This window comes from Bacillus sp. JJ1609, assembly GCF_036967045.1.
Lineage (GTDB): Bacteria > Bacillota > Bacilli > Bacillales > Cytobacillaceae > Mesobacillus.
In genome coordinates this window covers 536889-553370 of the sequence record NZ_JBALSS010000006.1, presented here as the reverse complement: position 1 = coordinate 553370, position 16482 = coordinate 536889, and the positions used below count along the sequence as shown (strand labels likewise).

Annotated in this window: 15 protein-coding genes; 1 reads left to right on the top strand and 14 read right to left on the bottom strand. The window is 44.2% G+C overall.

All coding sequences use genetic code 11. The features are described from left to right. Positions 1 to 158: 158 nt before the first annotated feature. The 14 genes from V7654_RS07350 to V7654_RS07285 form a co-directional block, all read right to left on the bottom strand. On the bottom strand, positions 159 to 740 hold the full coding sequence (locus V7654_RS07350) for a molecular chaperone TorD family protein (protein ID WP_335429585.1): 582 nt from the start codon (positions 738 to 740) through the stop codon (positions 159 to 161). A 116-nt stretch (positions 741 to 856) separates the two neighbouring features. After that, positions 857 to 3955 carry a molybdopterin-dependent oxidoreductase gene (locus V7654_RS07345; protein WP_335429584.1) on the bottom strand — a complete coding sequence of 1033 codons (3099 nt, stop codon included), beginning with the start codon at positions 3953 to 3955 and terminating at the stop codon, positions 857 to 859. After that, the gene (gene nrfD, locus V7654_RS07340; protein WP_335429583.1) at positions 3945 to 5228 is read right to left on the bottom strand and encodes an NrfD/PsrC family molybdoenzyme membrane anchor subunit; all 1284 of its coding nucleotides are present in this window, start codon (positions 5226 to 5228) and stop codon (positions 3945 to 3947) included. The genes V7654_RS07345 and nrfD overlap by 11 nt, the downstream gene beginning before the upstream one ends. Positions 5229 to 5240: 12 nt before the next feature. Further along, the gene (locus V7654_RS07335; protein ID WP_335429581.1) at positions 5241 to 6128 is read right to left on the bottom strand and encodes a 4Fe-4S dicluster domain-containing protein; all 888 of its coding nucleotides are present in this window, start codon (positions 6126 to 6128) and stop codon (positions 5241 to 5243) included. Positions 6129 to 6150: 22 nt separating this feature from the next. After that, positions 6151 to 6351 carry a twin-arginine translocase TatA/TatE family subunit gene (gene tatA, locus V7654_RS07330; protein ID WP_335429580.1) on the bottom strand — a complete coding sequence of 67 codons (201 nt, stop codon included), beginning with the start codon at positions 6349 to 6351 and terminating at the stop codon, positions 6151 to 6153. A gap of 354 nt (positions 6352 to 6705) precedes the next feature. Further along, positions 6706 to 7467, bottom strand: a complete 762-nt coding sequence (locus V7654_RS07325) for an SDR family oxidoreductase (RefSeq protein ID WP_335429578.1) — start codon at positions 7465 to 7467, stop codon at positions 6706 to 6708. Positions 7468 to 7624: 157 nt separating this feature from the next. After that, a complete protein-coding gene (locus V7654_RS07320) occupies positions 7625 to 8968 on the bottom strand; it encodes a sigma-54-dependent transcriptional regulator (RefSeq protein WP_335429576.1) in 1344 nt (447 codons plus the stop codon). Beyond that, positions 8940 to 9692, bottom strand: coding sequence for a sensor histidine kinase (locus V7654_RS07315; RefSeq protein WP_335429575.1), 753 nt, complete (start codon positions 9690 to 9692; stop codon positions 8940 to 8942). Before V7654_RS07315 ends, V7654_RS07320 begins: the two co-directional genes overlap by 29 nt. Continuing rightward, positions 9677 to 11050: a HAMP domain-containing protein gene (locus V7654_RS07310; protein WP_335429574.1), complete on the bottom strand. Its 1374-nt coding sequence runs from the start codon at positions 11048 to 11050 to the stop codon at positions 9677 to 9679. The genes V7654_RS07315 and V7654_RS07310 overlap by 16 nt, the downstream gene beginning before the upstream one ends. Continuing rightward, positions 11047 to 12054 (bottom strand): ABC transporter substrate-binding protein, encoded by a 1008-nt coding sequence (locus V7654_RS07305; RefSeq protein ID WP_335429573.1) that lies wholly within the window; start codon positions 12052 to 12054, stop codon positions 11047 to 11049. The genes V7654_RS07310 and V7654_RS07305 overlap by 4 nt, the downstream gene beginning before the upstream one ends. A 182-nt stretch (positions 12055 to 12236) precedes the next feature. Then, entirely contained in the window at positions 12237 to 13139 is a 903-nt protein-coding gene (gene gnd / locus V7654_RS07300; protein WP_335429572.1) for a phosphogluconate dehydrogenase (NAD(+)-dependent, decarboxylating), read from the bottom strand. A 116-nt stretch (positions 13140 to 13255) separates the two neighbouring features. Continuing rightward, positions 13256 to 14116, bottom strand: a complete 861-nt coding sequence (locus tag V7654_RS07295) for a MurR/RpiR family transcriptional regulator (protein WP_335429571.1) — start codon at positions 14114 to 14116, stop codon at positions 13256 to 13258. 129 nt (positions 14117 to 14245) lie between these two features. Continuing rightward, complete coding sequence (map, locus tag V7654_RS07290; protein ID WP_335429570.1) at positions 14246 to 14998, bottom strand: type I methionyl aminopeptidase; 753 nt, start codon at positions 14996 to 14998, stop codon at positions 14246 to 14248. A gap of 462 nt (positions 14999 to 15460) precedes the next feature. Beyond that, positions 15461 to 15976, bottom strand: a complete 516-nt coding sequence (locus V7654_RS07285; protein ID WP_335429568.1) for a type 1 glutamine amidotransferase domain-containing protein — start codon at positions 15974 to 15976, stop codon at positions 15461 to 15463. A gap of 210 nt (positions 15977 to 16186) precedes the next feature. On the opposite strand from V7654_RS07285, the gene V7654_RS07280 reads away from it, so the two are divergent. Continuing rightward, positions 16187 to 16462 carry a late competence development ComFB family protein gene (locus V7654_RS07280; protein WP_335375267.1) on the top strand — a complete coding sequence of 92 codons (276 nt, stop codon included), beginning with the start codon at positions 16187 to 16189 and terminating at the stop codon, positions 16460 to 16462. Positions 16463 to 16482 lie beyond the last annotated feature (20 nt).

Genomic DNA, 16482 nt, shown 5'->3' with positions numbered 1-16482 from the left:
CTCTTCTCATGACAACTCGGCGGCCTTTTTTCTCTTTGAGTTGTTCTCGTGATTTTTTATAAGTTACACGCCAATAACACCTGTTTTCACCATTGAAAATTTAAATACTGCCTCAAAAGGTCGCATTCAACGACCTTCTGAGGCAGCCTCTTTTTTGTTCAAGCTGCTTCCATCCAGTCCTCGCCCATCAAATCGGCATAAAACCTTAGAAAATCCTTGAAAAATGGATGCTTTATCTTTGATCCGGCTGCTTCGAGCATAGGCTTGAGACTTGGCTGGATGTATCGATTCAGTACTTCTGCTTCGATTTCTTCCAACTGCTGCAAATACTCTCTGTCTCCCTCTTGGTCTGCCTTGATTTCTGCCTGTATGATCGAGCTAATGAATGCGGTCATGCTGCCAAAATGGTCTGGCAGCCTGTTCTGTTCAAGCGGAAAGTAGAAGCCTGTTTTTTCATAAAGACCAATAAGGCAAAGCAAATCCTGCTTGCGGGCTTCCTCATCCTCGCCTTCTTTTGGATAGGAGGAAAAGTAAGGGGAGACAAAGTGGTCTCCCGGTATGAAAAAGTGATTGTCATGCCAGAGCTGCACTTCATCCCGTTCGTAATATGAATGAAATGAAAGCTCAGACTGCATGTCTTCAGGGACGTCATTCATGAAATCTTCGTAGCGGCTCCAATCCCCAAACCAAATGCTAGTTAAAATATTTGCGATCGCGAGCTTTCCATATCGTTCTTCCATCATTGTCTCCACCTTCATTTTTCAAGAAATTTCAGGGATTTCTCTATCAGCCTATCCCCGATGATATAAGGTTTTTCATACAGTCAGTTGACATGCACAACCTAATTGCGATGATATTAAGCCTTTTCCACGTCCACAAATACATCCTGCTGTGCCGGACCGCCTACTAATAGGTCAGCGAGAAAGCCTTCGAAGTAGCTGCCATCCCGTTCCGATAATGCATTGACCGAGAATCCAAGTCCCCTCTGCTTTGCTAAGCCTGATTCTTCGTGGAGCGGTCTATTGAATTCATAGCCAGTATGGCCATATTTTCCGGCTGGCTCGATTGTTTTGCCATCCACTTTCACTGGCTTCGAACCATATGCGCTATGTCCGAAGCTGAAGTTTGCTCCAACAACCCCTGGCTTGATTCCTGGTGTGACTAGTGCCCTGCCTTTTACCTTTGCACTGCTCGAAACGATGTATATTTCATCATCTGTCTGAATGCCTTTCTTCCTGGCATCGATTGGATTGATCCACAAATAGTTTTCAGGCTTGATTTCACGCAGCCAAGTATTGCCTTCTGTACGGTGTGTTGCCATATTCCTTGATTTCCAGTTGATGAATTGCAGCGGCTTGTTTGGCTTGTAAACCTCGCCATCATACTTCTTGATTTCCTCTGCTACCGGAACTCCCTCGAAGAACTTACCTGTATAGGCACTCTTGAAGCCTGCTGCTTTTTCATCGTAAAAATTTACCTGTTTTGCCCATTGATACTTTAGCTTGTTGCCGACATATTCGTCGCCAGCTGCTTCAAAGCGGCCGCCGCGGTTCAACACGTATACGACTTTCTTCCATTCTTCTGGTTTCACAGCGTTTATCAACTTTTGGATATCGAAGTATTTCCCTAACGCTTTCTGCCTTGCTTTTTCAAAAATCGCCAGTTCTTCTGCGTTTGCATCCTGAACAGGTTTTTTGCCGTCATAAGCAATGTTTGCGATTCGTTTTAAGTAGTAATCTTCTGGAGTGTTAAGCGCTGATCCGTCTGCAAAAGCCTTTTCCCCGACTCCAGGAAGTCCCATTTGTTTTAACAGATCGATATATACTTGTTCTGTTGGACGAGCGTCTGGGACAACCCGTGTAACAGGCTGGATGACTCCAGCAAACTTATATTTTAAAATCGGGAAGATGTCTTCTGTATTCCAGCTTTCAAGGTAAGCAAGATCCGGAAGTATAAAGTCAGCGAACTTTGACGTTTCTCCGATCATCGTATCAGAAGAAACAACCAGTTCAACGACTTTTGTGTCCCTGATGAATTTAGCCTGCATATCTGAGCGAGGCGAATTCATTACCGGAGACGTCCTGTTGATTAAAAGTGCACGGATTTTGTATGGATATCCTTCTGCTGAGCTAGGCAGTACATCTTGAATGAGGTTATTCCCAAATGGGTACCATGGCCGTTTTGCCGGATAACCATCTTTTGCGAACAACGATGTTTTTTCATAAGGAACTTTTTGCCGAGTAATCGGAATGCCCCAGCCTTTATTTGCGTTCGGAACAGTCAACAAGTCATAGCGCCCTTCAAAAGTCTTGAACTTCGCGCTTAATACAGTGTCGCCGCCCTTCCAGTCGTGATTTCCAACCAGATGGTTCAGCATGTTGATCGCACGCACATTGTAGTATCCGTTTGTATGCATTGCCGGTCCGCGGTAAGAATGGATGCCTACTTTCTTTCCATGTGAAGTGAATTTACGGGCAATCTGGATAATCTGGTCAACCGGAACATCGGCTTGCTTTGCGTATTCCTCAATTGATTTTTCCATTACCTTGTCTTTATAAATCTTAAATACTGATTTTACTTTTATGCCCTTAATCGTTGCATCGACATCGAGCGCGCCGTTCCTTGCTTTTGTATGAGGGACTGGTTGACCGTTCTCAATAACAACAAATTCTTCGCCGCCGATTCCGAGATCCTGTGCGCGGACGAATGGGCGTTTTTTGTCGCCGACATTAACAAGGAAGGATGCATCGCTCCAAGTTGTTTCATCATCGAGGTTTGCTGCTTGCTGGTTAGGATTGCTCAGGTACGTCACATCATAACGTTTATTCTCAATGATCCAGCGGCCCATTGCCATTGCAAGGGCACCGTCTCCGCCCGGTTTTACAGGAACCCAGACATGTGCTTTTTCGGCGGTCTTGCTAAAGCGAGGATCAATGACCACTACCTTCATGCCACGATCGATCGCATTCGTGATTTGTGGTGCAAATGTCGTCGGACCGCGATTGGCTACCATCGGGTTTGCCCCCCAGATGATGACCATTTCTGCATTATCATAGTCAGGAATCATCCGCTTCTTCGGCTTTTCAGAATCATGAGACCGTGAATTCCCCACTGCGCTCTGAACCCCGCAGACGCCTCCATGATCATAATAATTTGCCGTTCCTAGACTTCCCGTTGCAAGGCGTGAAATAAAATCACGTCTATGGCCTGCCATGATGGCAATCTGGTTAGCCTTTGGCCCAAAATCAGGATGGTTTGTATCAATTAGGACATCCCTATACTTCCTATCAAATTCAGCCTTTGTCATTTCGCCAGCTTTCAGCTTATCCCAATCAGCCATGACCGCTTCTTCCGGCACGAACTTCCACATTTCTTTTAAGCCCGGTGTCCCAAGATCCTTGCTGCCTTCAAGTATTTCTTTATAGGCTTCTTCCCAGCTGACCGTTTTCCACACGCCGCTGCCTCGTTCCCCTACACGCTTCAATGGCTTTTGAACCCTGAACGCATCATAGTTTGTCTGGATTCCTGCCTGACCTTTCAGGCACGTTCTTCCGCCCCGGAAGCCGCGTCCTAGCTTGGCAACATCACCAGTACCCTTAACAGCCTGAGCTACCGGTGTGTCATAGTTGATATGTCCATAAGGAACCATATTCATTGGGCTATATTGGTTGCCGGCAATTTTACGGACAATCGATGAATAGGCTCCGCCCGCCACGCCTGCTGTTATATACGTTTTGATTGTACAAGTAGAGTTACACTGCTGGCATGATGTAAAAATAACGTTTTCCGCTGTGTAGTCCTGGTAGTCTGTACCGGCGCCGTGCGCTTCATCGATCCAGACACCGTTCATCACCTGTTTGATCGGCCCAACGAACGCTGGCCCGACAAAAGCAACCGCGCCAAGCGTTCCGAGCGCTTTTAAAAACCCGCGCCGTTTCATTGGTTTATTTTCCATTATGGCTCACCTCGTCAGAAGTTTCTTCGATTGGGAGCAGCAGCTCGCCAAATGAATAGATTAATAGGCCCATCGCAACCACGCCGACGCTGACCATCCATTCTTTTATAGTTGGAGCATAATTGCCCACTGGCAGTTCATGGAACACTGGTACAACAAGCGGCGGTACAACGATATTGAAGCGGACTCCGATGATTCCGATGACGATCAGGATTGCCGCTGCCAACAGCGCATTGATGTTTTCGCTCGTCTTCTTCCAAAAGACAATTGTGATTGGCACCACTGCTCCCAAAAACATTTGCACGATCCAGAATGACCACGCTTTGTCACTTGTCAGCATCGTTGCCAGTGTGTCCAGGTGTTCAGCCTCGAGACCGTACCAGCCAATCAGATATTCATAGAATTGGAGACCAAGGTCAATGATCAGGAAGCCGACCATCAATTTAGCTAAGGAAACAACCATTTCCTGATTGATCGGCTGCTTCTGGACTTTTTTCTTGATGATATACATGGCTAAAAGCAAGGCTGTTCCGGATACCATTGCCGAGACAACGAAGATGATTGGAAATAAAGCTGTATTCCATGCAGGACGTGCTTTTACAACTGCGAAAATCGTTCCGGTACCACCGTGCACCCCTAGGATGGCGAGCGGTATCCCGATTGTGCCGAGAATTTTCATCCACATATGATCTCTTTTCTTAGTAGCTGCGTCAATCGTTGCATTTTTAAATGTGATCAGTCTTGCAACAAATCCTTTAATTGTGTTTGTTTTTGCCGCGCGTATAAGGTCTTCCCTCATCGCGATGTAAAGCTCAGCGGTCAAAAGCGCAATGTACACGAGGTAAAAATGGACTTCCCAGCCGAGCGGGGAAGTGACATTCCAGTAGATGATCGCATTCAGCAATCGTTCAGGCCGGCCAAGATCCATCAGGACGAAGGTCAGGGCCACAATCATACAGACGATTGCGGTGAACAAGGCTGCCTTTCCGACCCTCTCGTATTCTTCCATCCCGAAAACATAGATTAAAGTTGATAGCAGAAACGAACCGGCGCTCAAGCCTACAAAGAAGATGTAAAAAGCAATCCACGCCCCCCAAGGAGTGATGCTTGATAGATTCGTTGCTGCAAGTCCGGTGATGAACCTTTCTACGATAAAATATCCGCCAATCAAAAAGGCAAGTGTAAGAGCCGAGATCCAGATTTTAAATGCTTTGGATACAGCCGCTGGTTTTGCAGTTGTTTTGTGATTTAAATTAACAGCGAGATTAGACATCGCCAGTCCCTCCTATCGTAAGTAAATGACGTTTGGATGCGTTCCAAGCTCTTCCTTCAGGCGGAATGCTCTTGGGCTCGCAGCAAGCTTGGATACAACACTGTTTGGATCACTGATGTCGCCGAAGAAGCGGGCATCGCCAATGCAGGTTTCAACGCATGCCGGCTCTTCGCCTCTTTGCAGGCGGTGGAAGCAGAAGCTGCACTTGCGGACCGTTCCGATTGGCGTCTTGCCTTTTTCACGGCTGCCTCGTTCTTTCCCATACTCTGGGCTCGTTACGTCATTGTAGCCAACCATTTCCTGCTCATAGCTTTCACCGAAATCGAAGGACCGTGCACCATATGGACAGGCAACGATGCAATAACGGCAGCCGATGCAGCGGTCATTATCGATGGCGACAATGCCGTTTTCCATTTTGTAGGTCGCTCTTGTCGGACAAACCTGCGCGCACGCTGGCTTATCACATTGCATGCAAGGTCTTGGCAGATTAACCGCCTTGATGTTCGGGAATTCTCCTTCAAGCGATTCCATTACGACATTGTAGGAAATGCCTGGTGGCGTGCGGTTCTCAGCCTTGCAGCTTACTGTACAAGTATCGCAGCCAACGCATTTTTTCAGATCGATGACCATCGCCCATTTAGGACCGTCGCTTTTTTTCTTTTCTTCAGGTGCACCAGAGGCATAATAGTTACCGAATTCCTTTGTAAGGGAAGATGAATACACTTTGTGGAAATCCTCGATTTTGAGTTTTCCGCTGATGACCTTTCTGGCATCTCGAGCCATATTCAAGCCAAGCTGGGTATCATACTGCGATTCATCCAATTCCTTCTTCGCATCTGGAAGCATGTTGTCGACTATTTTGTCATAATCTACTTTTTTCTCATTTGAAAATAGACCCATGATTCGTCACCTCTTTATGCATTTATAATTCTTTTTTGATTTCCTTCAGGTCGTCTGCAATATCGTCTGTAATATCGCTTGTCAGTTCCCTTGTTGATTTCTTGAATTCTTTGAGCGTCTGCCCGAATGCCCTGCCGATTTCCGGGAGCTTCTTAGGACCGAAGATGATCAACGCCAGTGTCAGGATTAAAATCAAACCAGGTACGCCAATATTGGATAGCATAATGCCACATCCTTTTCTTATTTTTGTTTGCTATGCTTTTATATATTGCAAGCCGCGTGCCAACTTTTTTGACACGAGCTTATTCTAGATTCAGAAAGCCTACAATCCCTTGCGGCTGTTGGGGATATTGGAATCGTGACACTTCTGTGAACAAAAAAAAGCGGCCGACTGGAGCTTTTTGCTCCAAAGCGGCCACTTTTTTTGTGCCATTTTGTCATGGTGTTGCAATTTTGGCATGTGCCATTTTGTCATGGTTATAATCATTTGAGTAGTAACTGGACTCTTTAGTCTAGTAATTCCTCAATAAAAAAGACAGCTTATTGGCTTAGACTGATTACTCGTTTTATGTATTACTTAATTTCTCTTATTTCTCAGATATTCTTCAAAGGTTACTTTTCCCATTCTTTGATTTGAATTAGTATTTTTCCCCTCCAATAACGCTTTGTAAAGTTTACCCGGGAAAGGAAGACTTACTACTTTATTTGTTTCATTATTTATCGTATTTTTCAGCTCAGCCATTTCTCTTAAAGTGATAATCTCTGGTCCACCAAAGTCATCGATTTTTCCTTGAGGACCTTTATCAAATAAGCTAATTAAATGATTTGCAAAATCTTCTACCTCAACACTTTGAAATTTAATGCTGCCTGGAACAAAATATCTACTAAATAGAGGTTTAGATAAAAGTAACTGGTCAACAAAGCTGTGGAACTGGGTTGCTCGTACAATCGTATACGGAACAAAGCTTTTCTGCAGGACTTGTTCTGCTTCATGTTTATGCCTGTAATAAGTAAATGGAATATCTTCTATGCCTACAATTGACGGATAGATAAAATGCTTGATGTGTTCAAGCTTACTTATAAACTTTTCAAAGCCACTAACATCAATGATTTTAGAGTTTTTCATCGGACTTGTTGCTGCATGAATAATCACATCTACACCATTTATTGCTTCTTCCAAACCTTCGCCTGAGAATAAATCACTATAAACCCACTCGAAAGATGCAATGCCTTCTGGTTTTCTTCTCGAAGTTAATCTGACATTATAATGAGAACTTTTCAGCTTATTTATCAAAGCTGTGCCTAGCTGCCCTGTTGAACCTGTTATCAATATATTCATACAAATCGCTCCTTTAGGGTCTGTTTATCCTTGTAATGTTAATATTCATGAGGTGTTGTTTTTATTCGCTAAGAGGACTCCACTAATAAAAACACTTCATGCACTTTCATTTCTAAACCAAAAAGAAAAGGAAGCAAAAAATCGCTTCCTTCATCCTCTATTCCTTCAAGCAATACTGATCAATTTTCCGGTACAGATTACGAACACTGATTCCTAACACATCTGCTGCTTTCGTCTTATTCCAATTCATTTGCTTCAGCGCGTTTTCAATGTGGATTTTCTCCAGTTCCTCTAGCGAGCAGAGTGTGGTGAAATTGGCTTGTATCGGTGCTGCCTCATTATTTTTCGCATGCGGTAAAAGCAAATCCTCGGCTTCAATTATGCTTCCTTTTGACAAAAGCACACCGCGTTCGATCAGGTGGCTCAGCTCCCGCACATTGCCGGGAAAGTCATATTGTACAAGGGCTGCATAGGCATCTGCCGATAACCTTTTCGATGAATCTTTTGTCTTGCCGATAAAATAATCAATCAGTCCAGGCAGGTCGGCTTTTCTTTCACGTAATGGCGGAATCATCAGCTTGACAACATTCAACCGGTAATAGAGATCTTCGCGGAAACGCCCTTCGGCAACCTCCTTCTCCATATCCCGGTTTGTTGCGGCAACGACTCGGACGGTGACATGCCGTTCCCTGACATCGCCTACCCGGCGGAACTCGCCTGTCTCGAGGAAGCGCAGCAATTTCACCTGCAGAGCCAGTGGCATCTCGCCTAATTCATCAAGAAATAACGTGCCTCCCTTTGCAGCTTCAACCAAACCCTTTTTATCCTGGCTTGCTCCGGTAAACGCGCCGCGAGCATGGCCGAACAATTCACTTTCTTGCAAATGCTCCGGCAATGCTCCGGAATTCACGGGGACGAATGGCTCTTCAGAACGGCTGCTCCAATAATGCAGTGCCTTGGCGAACAGCTCTTTCCCGGTCCCGCTCTCGCCCTCGATCAGCACGGGCACCTCGCTGTCGGCAATCCTTCTGGTCATCTCCAGCACTTCGGTAAAATTGGCACTGTCCCCGATAATATTGAACTCGTTATGCTGGGCGATGATTTTCTTCATGCTGTCATTCTTTTCTTTTAGCGTCTTATTCTCAGCAGCCTTGCCAATCGTCAGCTCCAATTCTGATAGATTGTAAGGTTTCGTAATATAGTCAAAGGCGCCAACCTTCATCGCTTCGATTGCCGTATCAATTGTTCCATGGCCTGTTAAAATCAGCACTTCGATGTCAGGCTGGAGCTTCTTTGTTTCTTTTAAAAGTTCAATCCCATCCATGTTAGGAAGGCGGATATCATAGACACCGATGTCATAATCGTTCTTTTTCACAAGCTCAAGCGCATCCTCAGCCGCGCCGGCGCTGTCTACTTCAAATCCCTTCCGCTTTAGCCGTCTTACCAAAAGCTCAAGCAAATCCTGTTCATCATCAACGACTAGCAATCTTGTTGCTGACATCGTACCCCACCTCCGTGAATTCCTGGGCCGGCAGCTTGATTTCTACTGTGGTTCCTTCTCCCGGCTTGCTGTCAATCTGTATATTCCCGCCGAACTGCTGGATGATGCCGTAGCAGACCGATAAACCAAGACCTGTCCCCTTGCCGATCGGCTTTGTTGTGAAAAATGGATCGAACAGCTTATCCATTGCCTCGGGTGGAATGCCATGACCGCTGTCGGTAACCTTGATAGAAACGGTATTATCCTTATGCAAAACAGAAACAATGAGCCTGCCTTCGCTTTCCATTGCATCAACCGCGTTATTGATCAAGTTGACAAGCACCTGCATCAGCTTCAAACCGTCACCCGTGACAGCAGGCATTGCCTCCTCAATAGTAAGCTCAAGCTGTATCCGCTGCTTTTTCAGCTGATGTTCAACAAGACTGACGCTATTTTCAATAATTTCTTTTACATTGATTTGGTCCTCGGTCCAATCATTCTTCCGGGAAAAATTAAGCAGGTTTCCGGTGATACGCTTGCATCGCTCTGTATTTTCTTTTATTTTCCGTAGATAGTGTTCCATTTCATCCTCATCCAGATCTTCATCCTCTGCCTGGAGGCGGTCGATTAAATCCTCTGCGTAAACATTAATGGTCGCGAGCGGATTGTTGACCTCATGAGCAAAGCTTGATGCCATGATGCCGAGCGCGCTCAGCTTATCCGTCTGGATCATCGATTCTTCCATTTTTTTTTTTCAGTGATATCTTCAAGCACAACGAGGAATTCACCCTCTTCTTCTATCGCATGGTTAAGCGGGAATACTCTGTGCCTGAAAATCCGCTCTCCCTTGGCTCCATCCTTGAATTTCATCACTTCATCCGCAATTTTTCCAAGATCGGGACATGTAATCGGACAATTGACACATGGCGTGCTCTCACCGCCAATCACCGCATAGCACGGCAGCGTCAGGCGTTCATCCTTTAGCCAGCTTTTTAAAATTGGATTCATCCAGGTAATGCGATATTCCTTTGTCACAAGTGCAAGTCCTGCACCAATCCCGTTGACGACCACATTTAGCCTTTCCTTTTCCTGCTCAAGCAGCCTTGACTTTTCAAGCAGTTCCTTGCTCATATTGTTGAAGGAATCAGCAAGCTTTCCTAACTCGTCGGTTCGTCTCATTTTAATCGGGCTGATTTTACGGCCTTGCTTTAACCTGTTCATCTCACGGTCAATCAATACGATCGGTTTTGTAAAATAAAGCCCGGCCCAAACGCTGATCAAGCTGATTGTCAAAATCAGCAGGGCAACTGCCCCGATGCCATTTTGCAGCATCCGATTGATCGGGGCGAAAGCAGTCGCCTTTGGCTGCTCCATCACTAGTACCCAGTTCAAATCTTCTATTTTAGCCTTTACTCCAATCACGTCCCCTTGGTCAGCAGAAGCCTGTTTATGCCATAGCTTGCTGTAATCCTGATGGGCGATAATCCTTCCCTTATCATCGACAAGGTAAATATAGGAGGAATTGTCCTGGCGCATGGATGATATTTTGCCAATCATCTTTTGCAGCTGGACTACTACCCCGATTGCTTTTTTTGTATCATTTTCAAAAAATGGAATCGCCAGCTTCATGACTGGCTGGCCGTACTGATTGAACTCAACCTGGCCATAAACCTTATCATCGGTTTGCAGGCGAAACCACATATCGTCTGAGAACCATTTTTCCTTTTCCCCCGGAATATTAAGCTCATAACGGGAAACCCTTTTCTCAACATAGCCATTATCGTCGGCCACAATGACTTCCTCGATTGAATCGCTTTGCTGCAGCAGCTCATACAAAGCGCTCTTTTCCTTATTTAATTGATTCATTGACGTCAGAACATGAATACGCTGGAACGTCTGGTTGAAATCAAATTCTATTTCACGCGACAGATTTTCGAGCATCAAATTTTGCTTTTCAAGAATCCTCGATTCCAGGTCCGATTTTACATAAGAATAGTAGTAAATGCTGATCAACAAGAGCGGGATCGTGGACATCACCACCCCAAAAACCAGCACCTTATTTCTGATGGTTTGTGAATGCATGAATTCCAGCAAACTCTTCATCGCTTTCTCCCTCCCTGCGCTTCAGGGTGAATCAAGTCTGCGATATACAGTAAATCCTGGTTATACGTGACACCGAGGGAATCCTTTGTTTGCTGGTTGATCACAAAACGAATGCCATCTGGAAGTTCAACTGGCAAATCGGCGGGCTTATTTCCCTGCAAGATCAGGCTTACAAACCTAGAGGCCTGATATCCCTGCGAATGGAAGCTGGCCCCATAGCTTGCAAGCAGTCCTTTTTCCGCTTCAAAATCATACAGGCCCATAGCAGGAATTTTCTTTTCCTTGGTAAGCTTTACGATCTCATCGGTGAGGGATTCAATTCTGAAGCTTGGAAGGACAAGGATGGCATCCTTCGTCCCCGCGCTTTTCCATAAAGTGTCCAGACTTTCATTAGAGCTGGCATCGCAAGGAATCACTGTGACTCCTATTGTAATTGCCGCTGCCCTTGTTTCCTGCAGACTTAACTTGCTGACCTCAATTTTACTGTCATATATGACATGAACCCTTTCAATCTGCGGCACAAGAGATGTCAACATTTCGAGACGCTTGCCAGAAATACTTTCATGATAGTTGTTGATTCCGGTAAAAAGGCCGCCCGGTGACTTATAATCTTCAATCAGACCGAGTTCCTTTGGCGCAGCAATGCCAGCAAAAACGACAGGAATTTGTTTGTGGTCCTGATCCATTTTTTTCTTTAAGCTCTGCGTCTCAATTCCGCCAAGCGTCACGATCAAGTCAGGTTCTTCAATAAGAAGTTGATCTATTTGCTTGCTTAGCCGCTCCTCATCATCTTTGGCATTCATCACCCTATACTGAACTTCTTGACGGCTGTAACCGAGGTCCTCTAGACCTTCCTGCAAGCCAGTAAACTTTTCATAACGGTTTTCGCCAATCATCAGGATTCCAATCTCAACCGATTCTTCCTCCTGAATCCCAAGCCAAGCATATAGAATCGCCGAAACGGCAATCATCGTCAGAAAAAAGAAATACCATTTTGTTTTCATGGCACAACGCCCCTCATTCCGTGTCTTCATTTCCACTATAACGGAAAAAGCAATGTAGCCATCTTGTAAAAAAGGATAATTTTATGAACGTATTGGGGTATGTGTGAGGAAATCGAGAAGTATTTATTAAAGTCTTTAAATACGAAAAAAGGTTCCCCTCGTTGTCGAGGAGAACCTTAATATTAGTTTTCTTTTCGTTCAACAGCATGGCCGCCGAATTCGTTTCTTAATGCGGCAACGACTTTTCCTGTAAACGTATCGTCTTCTAATGAACGGTAGCGCATCATTAATGACAATGCGATGACTGGTGCTGCAGTTTGAAGGTCAAGAGCTGTTTCGACTGTCCATTTCCCTTCACCAGATGAATGCATGACGCCTTTGATGCTTTCAAGCTTAGGCTCTTTCGAGAAGGCATTTTCCATCAGTTCCATCAGCCAGCTGCGAATAACCGAACCGTGGTTCCACACGCGTGAAACTTCTTTATAATCGTAATCGAATGGGCTTTTCTCAAGAATTTCAAAACCTTCAGCAATTGCCTGCATCATGCCGTATTCGATGCCGTTGTGGACCATTTTCAGGAAGTGGCCGCTTCCGACCTTGCCTGTATATAGGTAGCCATTTTCGATTGAAATGTCCTTGAAGATTGACTCAACATGTGCGAATACTTTAGCATCGCCGCCGATCATTGTACATGCACCGTTACGCGCTCCTTCCATTCCGCCGCTTGTACCAACATCCATGAACTGGATGCCTGCTGCTGAAAGCTTTTCTGCACGTCGCAATGTATCCTTGTAGTTTGAATTTCCGCCGTCGATAAGAATATCTCCAGCCTCTAGATATGGAATGAAGCTTTCAATCACCTGGTCGATCAGGTCTCCAGCAGGGATCATCAGCCAGATGACACGTGGTGTTGGCAGCATTTCCACCATTGTTTTATAATCAGCGGCAATTTGTGCCCCTTTTGATTCAATATTTTGCATTGCTTCCTGATTGATATCATTTGCCACAACTTCATGGCCGTTTTCCATTAAATTTAGTACCAAGTTAAAGCCCATTTTTCCTAGGCCTACCATTCCAAGTTTCACGTAGATGCACTCCTTTTTCGTTATAACCAGATAGTATCAAATATTTTTTCGTATGTATATGAAATCGTGAAAATTTTTTTCATCACTTTAGAAAACAAGAAAAATATCTTTACAAATCAGTACCTCTTAATCGAAATAGCCTCACGGATTTTTTGCAGATTGCCTAGTGTTTCTTCCTGCTTCCTAACGGATACGGCAACATGCAGAACATCAATCAAGCTTAGCTGCACGAGTCTTGATGCAAGGGCTTCCGAGCGAAAATAAGTTTCCCGTGACGTTGTATATAAGACATAGTCTGCTTCCTTCGTCAAAGGCGATTTATAGTGATTCGTGATGGCGATGGTCGCTGCCCCATTAGCTTTTGCAATCCTTAGTGCTTCTATGACATCTTTATTGCTGCCGCTGTGTGAAATTCCAATTGCCGCCTGGCAGGGACCAAGCAATGCAGCAGAAATGATCTGCTGGTGTCCGTCGCTGTGGGCGTGGCAGTTGATGCCTGTCCGTAAAAATTTATGGTAGGCATCCATCGCGATTGCCGAGGATCCGCCTGAGCCGTAAAAATCGATCCTCGTTGCACGGCTTAAAGTTTCTACGATACTTTCCAGCACCTGGCCGTCCAATAGATTCAACGTATCCTTGATGGCCTCAATATGGCCGTTGAAAACTTTTTCCGCAAGAGTGAGGACCTCATCCTCTTCCTTGATTTCTTCATGGATATTCTTGATTGGCTCCACCACTTCGCTTGCCAGGGCAATTTTAAAAGCCTGATAGCCGCGGAATCCAAGCCGTTTGCAGAAGCGAAATATGGTTGCTTCAGCGACTGAACTGTTCTCTGAGAACTCGGTGATCGACAAGTGGATAATTTCCTGCGGGTTTTTCAATATATAATCCGCCACTGCTTTTTCCTTGGAAGACAGTGAGGAGTAGATTGCTTTTATTTTAACAATGACATTTTGTGTACTGATTTCTCCAGCCATTCTTTCGCCCCCTTCTAACCACATTTATTTTATCAAATTATTTTTAAGTTTATTTAGCATTAGTGAAAATTTTTTTCATCTTCGATCAAAAAATAGAGCCTCAACTGTTGTCGGCTCTATTTTACATGACTAATCTTCTTGTTCTGTTAAAATAACCGGGCCATCCTTCGTGATCGCGATGGTATGTTCATACTGAGCTGACAGCTTTCCGTCCACAGTCCTTGCCGTCCAGCCATTGCTATCCATTTTCGTTTTCCATTCCCCAATGTTAACCATTGGTTCAATTGTGAAAACCATGCCTTCTTTAATCCTTGGGCCTCTTCCAGGTAATCCATAGTGTGGTACATCGGGCTTCTCATGAATGACCGTTCCGATTCCATGTCCGATGAATTCACGCACGACAGAAAAACCTTCAGCTTCCACATACGACTGGATGGCGTGACCGATGTCTCCAATGCGGTTTCCAGTAACAGAAGCCGCAATACCGCGGTATAATGCTTCTTTCGTCACCTCAAGCAGCCTTTGTGCCTCTTCGCTGACCTCGCCAACAGCATAGCTCCAGGCAGAGTCCGCAAGTGCCCCGTTTAGGTTCACGACCATATCCACTGTTACGATGTCGCCCTCTTTTAACGCTTCTTTGCGCGGAAAGCCGTGGCACACTTCATCATTGATGCTGGCACATGTTGCATATTTATAGTCACGGTAGCCCTTTTGCTGCGGAGTTGCTCCATGCTTTATTAAATAATCTTCAACGAATTCGTCTATTTCCCAGGTCGTTACACCGGGTTTAATGAAAGTACGAAGCTCTTTATGGACTGAAGCGAGCAATTTGCCGGCTTCCTTCATCTTTTCTATTTCACGTGCCGATTTTAAAACAATCATTCTTTCATCTCCCTGATTCATACAATCTGAAACCCTTATTCTATATTATCTTATACAATGTTTTTCGCAAAATGAACATTAAATACTGAATCAAATTCCATGTACCGCTCTATGAATTAAAAATGAATTGAAAATTGTTTTAAGAAAGATGATTTTCAGTTGAAATATTGTAGTTTAATAAGAAATTGAGACGAGGAATGGTAGTAAACTTATTTTTCAGATGTAACTTAGTTATATTACCACCTATATATGTAAGTAAATACCAATCAAGTGATGGATAAAATTTTTTATTGGCGATAAACCTTATTTTTCTGGCGAAAATCGCTTTTTGTTGGCGAAGTTCACAATTTTATTGGCGAAAATTAAATTATATTGGCGAACTGGAAATTCCGAGCGATTTTTTCCAATTTCAATTCACAAAAAAACCCTTCTCCAACTGCAGAAGGGTTTTCAGCTAAGGGTTTATTTCAACAAATTCAATGATTCTCGATTGAATGCTGGGATATCCTTCGGCTCTCTGCTGGTGACGAGCTGATTTTGGCAAACGACAACTTCTTTGTCTTGATATTTCGCGCCGGCATATTCCATGTCCACTCGAATCGATTTATAGCCGGTTGCATCTCTGCCTTCGAGCGTTTTTGCCGTAAGCAGCAGCTGGGGACCGTGGCAAATCGCGAATACTGGTTTTTTCGCATCCATGAATGCTTTCGCAAATTGGACGAAGCGTTCATCCTCACGAAGCTGGTCTGGAGAGAATCCTCCTGGTATAAATAAAGCATCAAAATCCTCAGGACTGACATTGTCGATGCTTTCATCGATTTTCACTTCTGCTTTTTCCTGCTTGCCAGTGACTGTTTTTCCTTTTTCTTTTTCAATTGTCATCACTTCATGGCCAGCTTCTGTAAAAGCCCTTGATGGCTCCAGATATTCGGAGTCCTCAAACATTTCCGTTATTAAGCAGGCAATTTTTTTAGCCATTGGATAAACATCTCCTTTTGCTAGTTTCTTATCTCCACTATTAAAGTTTCCCTGTTCTGTCTTACTAAAACATCTTTTTGCACATCCATTATCTAGGATAAAAGTAATTCAAAAGACCTATATTGATCTAAAAGTTAAAAATTTCATTTTATATTTTTTTTAATCCTCTATAATTTAATTTAGGACATCAATAGGGAGCGAATGAGCACCATGAATATAAACTATGTAAACGTAATGGAAGAAGTGGTTTCCACTCTTGTAAATGTTTTAATGATGAGCCCTGATTACCAGACTTTTTGTAATTGTTCAAAGTGCAGGAATGATATCATCGCAATTAGTCTTAATACACTTCCAAGCCATTATGTCACAACCGAAGATGGCCGAAAGATGGTATTCGAGCAGCTAAATACCCAGGAAAACAGAGCATGGATCAATAAAAGGATTATCAGCGCCATCCATTTAGTTGGAAAATATCCGAAGCATTAAGCAATAAGAAAAGCGCAAGC